We start from the raw sequence: 14,876 nt of genomic DNA on the forward strand, positions 1-14,876 counted from the left end.
GTAAGAGAACGGTTTGGGGAAGTCGTGGTTTGGCTAGCATTTCCAGTGCTCGTCAACCGCGCATCAATCTTCCTTAGTTACTCACGATTGCAGACTTCCACTTCCTTGTCAACACAGGAAGTGTAAAGTTTTGTTTCAAATTATTCGGCAAGCAACTCCATCACTTCGTCGGGCGTAATGCCATAAATAGCGGCTAGCAGTTTGACATTTTTCACATCACTTCCTAGCTGTTTAAGCACTCCAATTGCACTACCCAATGGAATAGCTTCTGTTGTGGACTGAGTTAGTAAATCAATCGTTGTCTGAGTATTGGCTCGTTTTTTATAAGTACCTTCATTCATCTGTGTTGAATGCCCCAAACTCTTAGCTCTTGTCTCCTGAGACATCCCCGCCATTTGACCGTTGAGATTCGCTAAGTGACGTAAAGCGTGGGTTTGGGTAAAGCCTTTGTCCCATCTTCTTAAGATAGTTTGTGCGCGGTCACTGTATAGCCCACTAATCGTCTTTGGATTGTTTGACGATGTTCTAACATCAGGCAAGTTGCCTGATTTGATTTCTAAACATTCCATCAAGTCAGGATGAGTAGGAGGGAGCATGGGTATACACAACCTGTAGCCCGTCTTGGTTGTAGTATCTAGTAAAGTCTTATCGCCTACTACGGCAATCATTTGTTTGTTTACCGGTTCATTCAAGGCAGGAATAATAACACCATCTTTCGTCTTAAATGGCTTGTCAATATTCTGAATCGCAAAAACTTCATGAACTCGAAAGCCATACACCAACTGCATTGAGAATACCCACATCCACCGCCTACGTGATTCCAAATGGTATCGTTTGTTGTTGGGAACATCTAAAACCACTTCGCGAAGTTTTAAAAACTCATCAACCGATAAAGTTTGAAGGTCTTCACGAAATTCTGTTTGTCTACCGTCAATCTCTTTGAGCCTGCCCAATAAGTCGGCACTGTCAATAGTCTCAGCAAGCTTTTTCATGGCACACAAGCAATTTTTAAAGCACTTGGTTCCTTGTTTTTTACCGTTAACTGCGGACAGAACATCTGTTAGGTTTACGACCCTATCTTGTGGCAACAGCTTATAGTAGTCACCGTAAACGGCACTCCAAGTACGTTGCTGACTAATACTACTCCTGTCACGTTGTTGACGGCGTTTAGTGCGTCCATCCCAGTATTCTTTCTCTACTTTTGTTATCGCCTGACCAAACGTTATCAAATCATTTTTGATGACGTTTTTATCCAAAATAACATCATCATACCAGGCTAAAAACCGACTCTCGCTAGAGAAGGACTGTAAACCGCTAGCAACTAGATGAGCTTTCCTCAGAGCATCAGTGATACCTTGCATGGTCAGGTAGCACCCACAAGTCTTGTTGACCCGCTTGTCACCTAACTTGAATTGCAACGTTATGTAACCACCGCTCGCTTTCCTGTCTCTTTTTAGCCCTACGCCCTTGGGGCATTCTTTCTGTGCTTGTTGGAAGTAGTCTAGAATCCGCTCGTAGCCAATAAGGTAGTCTGCGGTGGTACTTGCAGTGACAGGATTAGATTTTTCGCTCATCTCTCGCTCCCTACTCTGATAGTGCTGAGTTCGACTGATGTACTCAGCCTACAGCAAGTCGCTCAGTGTTCGCTCAAATCAAAAACAGGACTTTCAGAGTGGGTGCAAAAAATGGCTAGAACGACGGAAATTCGTAATTCAAGAGCGAGGCTTTGATTCAAGTCCTGCCGTACCCGTAGATAAAACCTAATAGCATCAACGCTTTGAGCCGTTCTTTACCGAAAAGTAGAGAGCGGCTTAAACCTTATTTGTTTCGCATTTGTTTCGCATTTTGTTTCGCACAACAAATGCGAAACACTGCCTATCTGGGTCAGGTGGTATCCCGGCATCCTGTCGGTAGACACTGCTACCCTTCTGAGTATAGGTTTGCCACAGCCGATGTGGTATCATAAAAAGTCGATTGTGTCAATAGCCTAGCTCCTGCGATGTTCAAACAGCAACAGCAGGTTGTGGGCCGAGTAGCCCTCAGAGGTTATCCTTAGTAATCAGGCTAGTTTCCGACAGGTTTGGATATGTTCCCAACAACTCTATTTCATGTTCCCCAAAATTTAATGCTATTACTCGACCGCAGCGCGATCGACCAATTAAAGCCCCTATTGGCGCAAGCAACCGGAATGCCTATAGTTGCATCGGAAAATACGGCAACAATTGCGCTCGTATTGGTTGCTCTGGGAATTCTGGGTTGGGGATTTTATCGCGCCAGACCTTTTGGCAAACTGGGAATTTTGGCTTGGTTGCAGTCTGTTGCGCTGATGAGTCCCTGGCTGCTGTTCTTTGGTTTGTTCGCCGCCGGAATTTACCTCAATCTAGTGGCGGTATTGTTGCTGCTAGTGGCATCCACGGGATTGTACATTTATCTGGGCCGGCAATTGCGTAAGGCTGCATCTGATACAGTGCTGCCGAGGCCGGATGCTGCTGAGGTAAAGTCCCAAAGCGATGCTTTCTCGGCCCCTGAGTCGCAGCGACCACCAGGCCCAGAAACCATTAAGATCGTCACCTCGTCGCCTGCGAATAATGAATCAGAAATAATTCCTGTTCCAGTTGAAGACCTCAAGGCAATTAAAGGCATCTTTGGAATTGATACTTTCTTTGCCACAGAAACGATTCCCTATCAAGATGGGGTAATCTTGAAAGGCAATCTCCGGGGAGACCCAGAACAAGTACACTCACGTTTGACGGCAAGTTTGGAAGAAAGATTAAACGATCGCTACCGCCTATTTTTAGTAGAAAATCAGGACGACAAGCCCGTAGTTATTATCTTGCCCAGCACCAACGACCCGCAGCCAACAACCCTGTCTCAAAAAATCCTAGCAGTCGTGCTGCTGCTGGCAACAATTGCTACTAGCTTAGAGACAGGCGGTTTGCTGCTAGGTTTCGATTTCTTTAACTCGCCGGCTAGATATCTAGAAGTTTTGCCAATTGCAGCCGGAATTTGGGCGGTTTTAGGCTCTGGGGAAATTGCTCGCCGAGTGCTGGCAAATCGGTACAAGGTTGGCTTGAGTTGGCCATTTTTTATACCAACTTTGCAGATAGGTTGTTTTGGAGCGATCGACCGTTTTGAGTCGCTGCTGCCCAACCGTAAAGTTTTGTTTGACATTGCTTTTGCCGGGTCAGCGGCTGGGGGAATAGTTTCTGTGCTAATGCTGGTAACGGGTTTGCTGCTGTCTCACCCCGGCAGTTTGTTTCAAATTCCCGCAGAATTTTTCAAGGGCTCGGTTTTGGTGGGAACTTTGGCAAAAGTGGTTTTGGGTTCGGCGTTGCAGCAGCAGATTGTTGACGTTCACCCGCTGGTAGTTATCGGTTGGTTGGGCTTGGTAATAACGGCGATTAATTTGATGCCGGCGGGACAGTTGGACGGGGGTAGAATCGTGCAAGCCATCTACGGTCGGAAAATAGCCAGCCGCACTACTTTGGCGACTTTTGTGGTGCTGGCCATCGTTTCTTTAGTTAATCCTTTGGCTCTGTATTGGGCGATCGTGATTCTGATTTTACAGCGGAATCTGGAGCGGCCGAGCCTCAACGAGCTGACTGAGCCTGACGACGCTCGCGCGGCTTTGGGTTTGCTAGCTTTGTTCTTGATGATTGCTGCCCTGTTGCCTTTGACTCCGGCTTTGGCTGGCCGTCTGGGAATCGGGAACTAGCAGTAGTCGGGCATCTTTGGTAATAGGCTCTTGGGTTGCGGTAAATTAGTGGAATCTAGGAATTGAGCGATCGAAGTGGGAACTGAAGGGCGATCGGGTTCCTAACTACTAATTTCCAATTAAGATCCCCGCCCTGGGCAATTTATCTATTACCAAAAGTTGATTTTTTTATAACCCAAAATTTGTTTAAACTTGATCGATTAAGTTTAAATAACTTATCTGAGCCTATAGGATAAAGTCATGGCTAATCAACTTCCTCCTGTATTGGTAACTTTTGATGCAGATGTTTTAATGACGGGCCGAACCCAAGTGTGGCAAGAATATTCCAAGGTGGGAACTTGCTATATCCCGGAAGTAGTGTACGACGAAATAGATCGTCTGACAGGGCAAGCGGTGGAAAAAGCTCAAGAGCAAGTAGCTAGAGAGTTTATGCGATTTTTTGCCGACAGTGGCTGGATTGCAACTGACGCTCAGGAAACACACCGAGCTCTGGAACCTTCGATCAAAAATCAAAGCAAGCCAGCAATGCTCGTGGTGGCGACGGCTCAGTGCGTTTACGGTTTGGCTCAGGAACACCCGGAGGCATTGGTGATTTTTGTGTCCAATAGCCAGCCTCTGCTGAAGCGGCTGGCTTCTGTAGGCGCTACGAATCTCTGCGGGATTACCGGGGCGATGCTGTTAAATTGGGCGAGGAAAGGGGAACGCCCGCCGGCGGCGACTCAGCAATTGCAAAGTTTGATGCGTACCCTCGCCGAGCGCAAATCGACTCAGCGCCCTAACAGCAGAATTCAGGATGCTGCTGTTGGCCAAACGGGGGCTTCTGCTAGCAAGTTAACGGGAACCCGCGGCGCTTCTGAGCTAAAGTCGCCCAGCAGTTTTACTAAAACTAATAAAACGGGTTTGACTCAGAAGCGCAGTGCGAGTTCGCGGCCCAAAACGCCGCCCCGCAATCGCGAGGAGTCGAGAGATTACGAGCCGGCTGTATATCGCATGAAACATATTACACCTCCGAAAAAAAGGGACAGCGGTTTTCTGTCTACTGTGTTCAATTTTTTGGGAGCGTTATTTTTCTTGACGGTAGCGGTAGGTATTTTGTGGCGAGTGTTCGATGTTAAGGGTTTTAGAAAGACTTTTGTGCCGGCTCTACCACAGCCTGTGCAACAATTTGTTAAGTCGATCGACCCTAAATAATCTGGTTTTCGGAAAATTATACCTTCTGAGCCGGCTGATTTGTGCTTTCGGTCATGGTTCATCTTGCACCTTGGGAAACTGGGAGAGCACGCTTGGTTCACCACAAAATTGGGTTTGAAGCCCCGTCATAAGCTGGACGGCTTTAATTATAAAACTTTGTTAAAATATCTAATAAATTCTCAACTAAAGCTGAGAATTTAGACAGGCAAGTAAGAACAACCATCTACGTGTTGAAACGATTTCATAAGGTGAAACTCCTGGGTTGGATCGCTACTCGGCAATGCCGAGCCTGTCCAAACACGTAATAGTGATTCGTTGAGCGTACCTAACTGGATTATTGATGGAATCAGAAAGCAATCTAAAAACAAAAGTAAGCGCAACAGCAATACTTCTCGTGCCAGTAGTTGTTTCGAGCGTGTAGATGCGATTTGACAGCGCATTTAAGACTTAAGTCTTAAGAATCTCCGTGGCTTTAGCCCGGAGAGTGTCAAAAATTAGTTCCCTCCCCTCAATATAGCTAGCGGTAAGGTTCTTGTGGCGCACCCTACGGTTATAATTTCTGGCTTTAGTCGGCTGGGAATTTTCAACGGCTACTACCACAACAGAAGATGAACGCTTAACTGTAGTAAGCTCAAAATCCATCGCCATGCTGAACTGGAATCAAATAATTAGTGGATTAGCACTGGCTTTTGCGGGTTTTGCGTATGCTTTAGTATTTTTTGTTATTCTTCCCTTCAGACAGTACGATTATGCAGCACCACTTGGGGCAATAGCAATGGCGATCGTCCTTACTATAGCAATGAATTGGCTACTATCTGCATCGTTGCTAACTGGGTGGAGTTGGGTGGCTGCATTATTTGGTTTTCAGGTAGCCCTCATGTTTTTTGGTAGCGTGTTTCTGGAAGATGGGCTGTACTTGCCAAATTTGTTGTTTTTTGGAACTATGATCGTAGGATATGTGAGCATTTATACCACTTTTTCACAACAAAAAACACTGCTAATTGTGGGTTTATGTACAGTATTTTTCCTAGCTTCAATGTACTTCTCTTTGATTGGCGGCTATGTGCTAAAAGGTAAAAATCCATTTCAGGGTTCTTCTACCCAGATGCTGCCGCTGTTGAATCAAAGGGTAGAAATTATCACCGACAATCCCAAACAATTGTATTTGAATGGTAAAACTGGCGATCTCACGCATATTGACCGTTATGAGGTGACTGTGAAACTAGATTCGCGAGGAGACGAGAGATTGATGTGGCCCTATGTTGATGTTTGGTGGCAGGATATTAAGGCTGCTAGCGAACAGAAATCGCAGTAATTTATATCGTTTCCGCTGGCATCGGAATAATAAAATCGAGTCAACACTTAACACTCAACCATTCAGTTTTTCGACCCAGAGTCAACAGTCAACAGTCAACAGTCAACAGCCAACAGTCAACAGTCAACAGTCAACAGTCATTAGTCAACAGTCAACAGTCATGATGAGTGCAACCGGAATTGATATCAGTCACTATTTAAAGCTGGTGCTGTTCCTTCCACAGGTCGAATAATGACCGGTTTATTAGTAGATCGTTGCTGAAAAAGTGCCTTGAGTGCCAAGTCAAGACTTTCTGCCATGACGATGCGGTTTTCGTAGGCAGCAATAACTCTGATTAAAGTTGGCAAGCTATTGCGTTCGGCTTCTAAGTAAAGAGGTTCCACATACAGTAAAGATTGTTCAATGGGAATTACTAATAAGTTTCCTTGAATGGCTTTGGAACCCTGGCGATTCCAGAGAGATATTTGTTCGGAAATAACCGGATCTTGGTTAATTAAAGCTTCTATTTGTTCCGGGCCGTAAACTAATCGCTGTTTGGGGAACAGATACAGCAGCAATTTTCCGTACTCGCTACCATCCGATCGCCCTGCAATCCAAGCAATTAAATTGTTACGACTTACTGGTGTAAATGGCAGCAGCAAAATAAATTCTTCGGCTTTTTCAGTTGGCAGCTTCATAATCAAATAATAGGGTGATACGGGCTGCTGTTCGCTGCCATAAATTTCATTGGGAACTCGCCACAAATCCTCCCGATTGTAAAATACTTGCGGGTCTTCCATATGATAAGTTAGCAAGCGTTCTGATTGAATGCTCAGCAAATCTACAGGATATCTGATATGTTTGCGGAGAGCCGGAGGCATTTTGTCAAGGGGTTTGAATAGTCCGGGAAAGATAGCCATCCAACTGTTAATAATCGGATCGGAGGGATTGGCAACGTAGAAGTCAACAGACCCGTTGTAGGCATCAATCACTACTTTAACGGAGTTGCGGATGTAGTTAAACTCATGATTGCCGGGGTCAGAATACGGATAGCGATCGCTCGCTGTATAGGCATCGATAATCCAGTAAAGATAGTTGGGAGATTTATCAGTGGCCGAGGGTGAAGGTTTAATCTCGTTGCCATTTTCATCTTTTTCTTTTTCTATATCATCATTGCTAAGATTGGCGTTCGCTACTACTAAATACGGGTCAGAATCGTAGCGCAAAAAAGGAGCTATAGCCCGGACTCTTTTATTAATATTTCGACGGTACAGCAATTTAGTTTCTGGCGTAAAATTGCGCGTCAGTGCCATTTGCCAATTTTTGAGATAATTAGCAAACAGCCAGCGCCGCCACATAGAACCGATCGCAATTCCGCCCCTACCGCTGTAAGTATTGTAAACATTGTCTTCGCCGCTGGGATAGTCGAATTCTTTGACTTTTGTGGGCGCCATCGCTTCTGTATCGGTGATTTCGCCGTAGTAAATTCGCGGGTAGCCGATCGGAATACTGGCCCGAATTCGATCGCTGGTTACTTCCAAAGCCGTCTCCCCTTCCTGGGCTGCAACTCCAATATCTTTGACGAAATAATCGGGTAAACCGCCGACACCGACTGTATTTACCGGAGAAAGAGTAAAGCCGTAACCGTGAGTGTAAATCAGGTGTTTGTTCACCCAAGTTTGAGCTTCGGGGGCAACTGCCGTGTAATCTAATTCCCGCGCTGCCAGAAACACTTGTTGGCTTTCAGAATCTCCCTTTTTTGCTTTTTCATTTTTGATTGTGTAGCGCTCTATATCGGCATCAGGAAATGTATAATAGGGTCTAATTTGCTGTAACTGTCGGGTGGTTTGCAGCAGCGGCTGCTTGTCCCACAGCCGGATGTTGCTAATAGTAAGTTTATTTTTTTCTAAGTCGGCATAAGTAAGTTTTCCGGCGGGATCGAAAGTTTTTATTTCTATATTGTTGAGGTCAAAGGCTTCTTGAGTAAAGGCAATACTGCGCTTAATGTAGGGCTTTTCCCTTGCTAATTCGTTAGGTTTAACTAGGAGTTGCTGCACAATTGTTGGCAGCAGCCAAGTTCCCAACAAGCTTAAAGTTAGCCACGCTATAATAATCTTTTTTATGAGTTCATGTTTTATTTTGAATGGGTAAACTTGCCACAGCATCAAAACGGCGATCGCCCCCGCCAAAAAACTCAAAAATCCATACCAGGGCAGCCGTACCGTTACGTCAGCATAATTCGCCCCGTAAGTAACGTCTCCCCGCGAATACAGCAATGCGTAGCGCCCCAGCCAGTAGCGGAATGCAACAGCTAGCATGGAAGCTGCACCCAACCCGTACAAGTGCCGCTGCTGCGATCGAGAAAACCCCCAAAATCTCCCTTGACTCAGACTATTTCCCGATAGCAAATATGTTAAAGCACAAGATACTAAACTGTACAAAAATACAACTGTCAGCCCGAATCCTAGCAAATCTAAGATTGGCAAAATAAATACATAAAAGCTAATATTTTGATGGAAAAGAGGGTCGGTTGTGTTAAAATTAATAGGGTGAAAATATTGCAAAACATTTGTCCAGCGACTGGTGGCAATCAGCCCGATCGCCAAACTGAGAAAAAGGGCGATCGCCCGCAGCCAAAAATCAGGCTTAATTACCACAGCTAACATTGTCCCCAGCAGCAAGCCTAACTGCCACCAGCGAGAAAATAGCTGCACCGCCCCATGCTGGATTGACTCAATTCCCAACTGCACGGGCGGTGCAGGTAAATTGTCAGCTATACCGAAATAGGCGATACTGCTTGCAGCTAACAGCCCGCAGTAAATTGATGTCAAAGCTGCGATCGAACTCAATCCGAATACCGCCAACAGCAGCCAGGAAAAGGTTATTTGGGATTTAGCAACAGGTAATTCGTAATTCTTCCCAGTTTTGTTCGCCTTCAGTGAAGCGAATAGCGCCTCCGCAACCGGCGATTTCATTTCCTCTACGGGATGTTGGAGGCGGCGGGCTAAAGCCAAATTTCCCAGCAAAAAGACAGAAGAAACAGCAATTGCGATCGTCCCCAGCAACCCTTGAGTTTTCAGCTTTAACAGAAAAACCTGAAGATATCCAACTTCCTGAAACCAGAGAATTTCTGCCGAAATGCGGGAGGCAAACTCAACAACCAGCCCTAGCCCCGCAATCAGTAGGATTATTTGATAAATTCGCCTATTAGTCATTAGTTATTAGTCATTAGTTATTGGTGGAATGATAACTGATATCAGGTTCGAGCAATTTACCCTCCCGAATGATGCTTTTGCCGCAAGGGTTGGAGGCATTTTTATTCATGGTAATTTACCGGACATAATATGACTCCTGCTTTCGGGTCAACTGACTAATGACTAATGACCAATGACTAATGACAAACTAGCTGTACTGCTGATTGACATCCACATCCAAATTAAACAGTGTTTGCAAAGTTTGCATCGCTTGCCGCCGCGCCTCAATATCCTGCTGAGCGCGCAACTGTACCATCGGATCGTGCAAAATCTTATTCACAATCCCCCTGGTTAAAGATTCAATCACATCTTGATGTTTCTCCGAAAATTCCGAACCCAGACGCGATAAAGCTTTTTCTAACTCTTGTTCCCGAATCAATTCTATCTTATCCCGCAAACAGCTAATAGTAGGAACAGTTTCCAGACTGCGCCACCAGAGATCAAAAGCCTCTACTTCCTGTTCCAGCAAGCCCTGAGCTTCCATTGCCATTTTGCGGCGGCTTTCGTGGTTTTGAGCTACCACTGCTTTCAAGTCGTCTACATTAAACGATCGCACATTAGCGAGTTCGTTCGCATCTGAGTCAATGTTGCGTGGCACAGAAATATCCACCAACATCAAAGGGCGATTCGGGTCTAAAACCGCTTCCAATTTAGCTTTATTTAACAGCGGATCGGTAGCTGCCGTACTGGTAAAAACCAAATCAGAAGCGGCAATTACCTGCATCATTTCCGAGAGCTGATACAGGTGCAATTGAGCATCTTTAAACTGACCGGCCAACTCCAGCGCGCCCCGCACAGAGCGGTTAACGATCGAAATATTGCTAGCTCCTTTTGAGAGCAAATGCTGTACCAAAAGCCGCGACATTTTGCCAGCACCGATAATCGCAATTTTGCTGCTTGCTAAATGCTGACCCTTCATTTGAGCCAATTCTGCCGCCGCCGAACTAATCGAAACTGCACCGGTACCGATGCTAGTTTCCGTGCGAACTCGCTTCCCTGCTGTGAGAGCTTGCTTGAACAAGCGCTCTAAAATTCTGCCTACACCTTTGTACTGCTGAGCGAGTTTGTGAGTTTGTTTTACCTGAGCCAAAATTTGTCCTTCTCCGAGCACCAAACTGTCGAGGCCAGAAGCCACTCGCATCAAGTGCATCACCGCATCTTCGTGCAGCAAAATAAACAGGTGAGGGCGCAAAGACTGCACATAAACTTTACTGCATTCTGAAAGGAACTGAATAACCTCTCGCACTCCCGGCTCCGATTCGCTGGTAACAATATAAATCTCTAAGCGGTTGCAAGTGCTGAGGATGGCAACCTCTTGAATGTGCGGGTAGCCGCGCAATTGGGCGATCGCGGCTTCAACTTTCTGTTCTGGAATGCTCAGTTTTTCGCGAACTTCTACCGGCGCTGTTTTGTGGCTGAGACCTACGACTGCAATATTCATATCTGTGATTTGTCACTATTTCTTTCTTAGTTGTTAACAGTCACCTGTTATTAGTTCTTAGTTTATCGCTAATTGCTAATCATCGGTGACTGTTAACATTTAACTGTTAATTGTTAACATTTAACTGTTAACCCCTAACTAATCACTAATTCAATTGCAAAGATTTCGGCTGGTCAAACATATGGATTGTATCCACAAACCGAGCAGTTTTCGACTGAGAAGAAATTACCAAACTTTCAGTGCGAGCGCCGCCGCCAAAGAAGCGAACTCCATTCATCAGCGTTCCGGGAGTAATCCCGCAAGCTGCAAACAGAACTGTTTCTCCAGATGCCAGCTCTTCAGCATTGTAAATCTTGTCTGGGTCTGTGATGCCCATGTCTTTCAGGCGGGCGATATTGCTCTCTTTGCTTTCACCGATCAAACCAGTTTTTACAACAGCCGGATCGTAAATTAACTGCCCTTGGAAGTGACCGCCCAAGCAGCGCATTGCTGCTGCGGAAATCACACCTTCCGGTGCTGCACCAATACCCATAAGTGCGTGGATGTTGGAACCAGAAAACGCGCAAGAAATTGCTGCCGAAACGTCGCCGTCGCTGATCAGCCGAACTCTTGCACCCGCTGCCCGAATTTCATTAATTAAATCTTTGTGTCGGGGGCGATCCATGACCACCACCACCAAATCTTCAACACCGCGGCCGAGACAATCAGAGATAATTTTGAGGTTTTGAGTCGGCGTTTTGCGAATATCTACATGATTCTTAGCAGCCGCCGGAGCAGCCAATTTGTTCATGTAGAAATCCGGTGCCGCAAACAAACCACCTTTTTCAGAAATTGCCAAAACTGCCATCGAACCGTTTTGACCGTAAGCCACCAGGTTAGTACCTTCGCAGGGGTCAACAGCGATGTCAATTTCGATCAATTCATCTAGGTTGCAGACATCTTTGGCATCTTCGCGGGTACAAATACCTACTTGTTCCCCGATGTAAAGCATCGGTGCGTCATCGCGCTCGCCTTCGCCGATCACGATGCGGCCGCGCATATGAATTTTGTTCATGCGCTCCCGCATGGCTTCTACAGCCACTCTGTCAGCTTCATCTTTTTCGCCTTTGCCCATCAAGCGAGCGGAGGCGATGGCTGCCTGCTCAACTACTTCGATGATCTCTAAACCGATTACATTGTCCACGAACTAGATCCTCCCAACTGCTGATGCGTGCCTTGTGCTATTTTGCACTCCCAGCCATCAAGTTTATCAGAGGCGGGGATCTGTGCGAGCGCAAGCAGTTGGTTAGTTTGTGTTAACTTTTGCTTCTTTGAGACTGGGGCTGGAAAATCTGAGTCCCACAAGCTCAAAGATCGATCGCCCCAATACTTCACTCTTGCTTGGAGGATCGCACGCTAGCCCCGTCTGAGGGCTAAATCGCGGAGTCCAGAGGCTCATGGGCAGCGAGCGGCTGTTTCAGGCAACTTGTCATCGCGAGTGCCGTTAAAGGTTTTATGATTAGTTTGCGATCGCACGATTTCTCAGAAACCTGGTTGCTAACCCGGAATTTATCGTTACTAAACCCAAAATTTTGGTAGAAACCGGGTTTGTGAGGGTAAGTCCTAATGATGATCGCAAATCAAATGGACAGCCCCAAATCGGGACGCAGTAGACTTTATCAGCGGGAAGGAATAAACAATGATGATGAAAGCCCAAGACATTATGACCACAGATGTTGTTACCATTCGCGGTTCAGCAACGGTAGCTGAAGCGGTGGCGATGATGAACGATTTGTGTTTGCGCGCGTTGATTGTGGAACGTCGCCACGAACAAGATGCCTATGGCATTGTGACAGAAACGGATATTGTCTATAAAGTAGCAGCCTACGGAGTAGACCCGAAAAAAGTCCGCGTCTTCGAGATTATGACCAAACCTTGCATTACGGTCAATCCCGACTTGGGCGTGGAATACGTGGCGAGGTTGTTCGCCAATACCCGCATCCGCCGGGCGCCGGTGATTAAGGACGAGCTAGTGGGCATTATTTCGGTCACGGATATATTGACAAAAAGCGATTTTCTTGAGAAGCCGAAGAGTGTTTTATTTGAGGAACAAATCGAACAGGCGATCGCGGATGCCAGAACTATCTGTGCCGAAAAAGGCGCTACCTCTAGAGAGTGCGCGGTAGCGTGGGATATTGTAGAAGAAATGCAGGCAGAGGCTTCTCACCAGCGATCGATGAAGCTTGAAAAAACGGCTTTTGACGAGTATTGCGAGGAAAATCCCGAGGCTGCTGAAGCGCGGATGTACGATAGCTAATTTAGTTATTAGTCATTAGCCATTAGTTATTAGTTATCAACTCTTATTTAGGGATTGATAACTAATAGCTAACGATCGGAAATAGCTTTTTTTCTTCGAGATTCACGAAAAACAAAAAGATTAAGTGTTTGGCCCAGGCATACAAAACACGTTCAGCTTGTTCCCCTCAATATCCCGAAAATATCCCGCATAAAACCCCGGCAACACGCCTCTTGGCCCTGCCGCTCCTTCATCCTTAGCCCCAAGTTCGATCGCTTTGTTATAAACTAAGTTGACTTTTTCGGGACTGTCAACTTTAAGAGCTATCATTACTCCATTGCCAACAGTTGCTGTGTTACCATCATAGGGTTTTGTAATAGCAAGTGCTGGTAGATCTGGAGAAAGACCCCATGCGATAAATTGGTCGAATTCTATGAATCGTCGAGCGCCAATTTCAGCAAGCAAAGCATCATAAAACTTGGCTGCACTTTCAATATCGTTGGTACCTAGTGTAACGTATCCGATCATATTTTTTGTCTTCTAACTGATGTTAAGGTTTAAAAAATGTTTGAGCAAATAACAACTGAGTTAAACTGATCTTGAGAAAACCCAAGCTACAACTCAAACATCATTTTACATCATAACTCAAACTATCGCGGTTTTGTCCGCTGCAATGATTTATTGCCGATCGCTAATACATTCGGGAGTGTCTCTACTTGGACTGTTGACGATCGCACTTACGGCCTTTGCTTTCATCGCTTCGGAAGCATAGGGTTTTAACAAGGGCAAAACTTCCTGAGCATTTTTAACAGCAGGATCTAGCCACTGTTCCCAATCGCTGTCGGGGAGAATCACTGGCATTCGATCGTGCATCGGGTGGACTGTTTCGTTAGCAGCGGTAGTAACTATAGTGCAAGATACAATGTTTTCTTTTTCAGGAGATTCCCAATTTTCCCACAAACCGGCAAAAGCAAAAGGTTCGCCGTCTGCCTTTTGAAAATAGTAAGGCTGTTTGTTCTTTCCCTGCTGTTGCCATTCGTAGAAACCGTCAGCGACTATCAAACATCGCCTGTGCTTGATGGCGCTGCGAAAAGCAGGTTTTTCGGCTACAGTTTCCGATCGCGCGTTAATCATCTTGCTGCCTATTTTCATGTCTTTTGCCCAACTTGGAATCAGCCCCCAGCGCATAAATTGAAAATGTCGCTGCATTTTTTCTGGTTCAACTGTTACTGTGGCAACTGATTGAGTTGGGGCGATATTGTATCGCGGTTTGATATCGGGAACTCCCGACAGTTTGAAGAATTCGGCGATGATTTGACCTGAAGTAGTTAAAGTGAATCTTCCGCACATAATTTTATAGTTGTATTAACGCGGTTTTTACCGATTCCGGCAGTTCGACAGTCGGGTAATCCGGCAGTCCGGCAGGGGTTTAAACCCCTGCCTCAAAGCTAAAGTCGGTTTAAACCGACTGGAAATATGATCTCTATATCTATCTATTTTAGTCCTCTTTTAGAGGACTTTAGCTATGAGACAGGGGTTTTTAACCCCTGTCGGATTGTCGGACTAAACCGGGCGGGACACCCCACAACAAAATTCATTCTTTGTGGAACAGGCATCTTGCCTGTTCTTGCGGGACACCCCACAACAAAATTCATTCTTTGTGGAACAGGCATCTTGCCTGTTCTTGCGGGACACCCCACAACAAA

The 14,876-nt window shown here is 45.8% G+C and carries 10 protein-coding genes; 4 read left to right on the forward strand and 6 right to left on the reverse strand.

What is annotated here, in order from left to right:
• Positions 1 to 140: 140 nt before the first annotated feature.
• Positions 141 to 1,574 (reverse strand): hypothetical protein, encoded by a 1,434-nt coding sequence (locus QT990_RS07915; protein ID WP_333143439.1) that lies wholly within the window; start codon positions 1,572 to 1,574, stop codon positions 141 to 143.
• A gap of 512 nt (positions 1,575 to 2,086) precedes the next feature.
• On the opposite strand from QT990_RS07915, the gene QT990_RS07920 reads away from it, so the two are divergent.
• From QT990_RS07920 to QT990_RS07930, 3 genes are all read left to right on the forward strand, one after another.
• The gene (locus QT990_RS07920) at positions 2,087 to 3,715 is read left to right on the forward strand and encodes a site-2 protease family protein (RefSeq protein ID WP_333143438.1); all 1,629 of its coding nucleotides are present in this window, start codon (positions 2,087 to 2,089) and stop codon (positions 3,713 to 3,715) included.
• Positions 3,716 to 3,955: 240 nt separating this feature from the next.
• Positions 3,956 to 4,906, forward strand: a complete 951-nt coding sequence (locus QT990_RS07925; protein WP_333101902.1) for a hypothetical protein — start codon at positions 3,956 to 3,958, stop codon at positions 4,904 to 4,906.
• Positions 4,907 to 5,552: 646 nt separating this feature from the next.
• Complete coding sequence (locus QT990_RS07930) at positions 5,553 to 6,221, forward strand: hypothetical protein (protein ID WP_333143437.1); 669 nt, start codon at positions 5,553 to 5,555, stop codon at positions 6,219 to 6,221.
• A 185-nt stretch (positions 6,222 to 6,406) separates the two neighbouring features.
• Here QT990_RS07930 and QT990_RS07935 read toward each other — a convergent pair whose 3' ends face one another.
• The 3 genes from QT990_RS07935 to glpX all read right to left on the reverse strand — a co-directional run bounded on the left by QT990_RS07935 (position 6,407) and on the right by glpX (position 12,078).
• Complete coding sequence (locus tag QT990_RS07935; RefSeq protein WP_333143436.1) at positions 6,407 to 9,415, reverse strand: UPF0182 family protein; 3,009 nt, start codon at positions 9,413 to 9,415, stop codon at positions 6,407 to 6,409.
• A gap of 187 nt (positions 9,416 to 9,602) precedes the next feature.
• Complete coding sequence (locus QT990_RS07940) at positions 9,603 to 10,895, reverse strand: glutamyl-tRNA reductase (protein WP_333143435.1); 1,293 nt, start codon at positions 10,893 to 10,895, stop codon at positions 9,603 to 9,605.
• Positions 10,896 to 11,040: 145 nt separating this feature from the next.
• Positions 11,041 to 12,078, reverse strand: a complete 1,038-nt coding sequence (gene glpX, locus QT990_RS07945; protein WP_333143434.1) for a class II fructose-bisphosphatase — start codon at positions 12,076 to 12,078, stop codon at positions 11,041 to 11,043.
• Between the two features lie 495 nt (positions 12,079 to 12,573).
• Between glpX and QT990_RS07950 the strand changes: the two genes are divergently transcribed.
• The gene (locus QT990_RS07950; RefSeq protein ID WP_333143433.1) at positions 12,574 to 13,191 is read left to right on the forward strand and encodes a CP12 domain-containing protein; all 618 of its coding nucleotides are present in this window, start codon (positions 12,574 to 12,576) and stop codon (positions 13,189 to 13,191) included.
• Between the two features lie 120 nt (positions 13,192 to 13,311).
• On the opposite strand, the gene QT990_RS07955 is transcribed toward QT990_RS07950, so the two are convergent.
• Both QT990_RS07955 and QT990_RS07960 read right to left on the reverse strand, forming a co-directional pair.
• A complete protein-coding gene (locus QT990_RS07955; RefSeq protein ID WP_333143432.1) occupies positions 13,312 to 13,698 on the reverse strand; it encodes a VOC family protein in 387 nt (128 codons plus the stop codon).
• Positions 13,699 to 13,848: 150 nt separating this feature from the next.
• Entirely contained in the window at positions 13,849 to 14,520 is a 672-nt protein-coding gene (locus QT990_RS07960) for an SOS response-associated peptidase (RefSeq protein WP_333143431.1), read from the reverse strand.
• Positions 14,521 to 14,876: the final 356 nt, after the last annotated feature.

The organism is Microcoleus sp. T3_B1 (assembly GCF_036700445.1).
In the GTDB taxonomy this organism is placed as follows: Bacteria; Cyanobacteriota; Cyanobacteriia; order Cyanobacteriales; family Microcoleaceae; genus Microcoleus.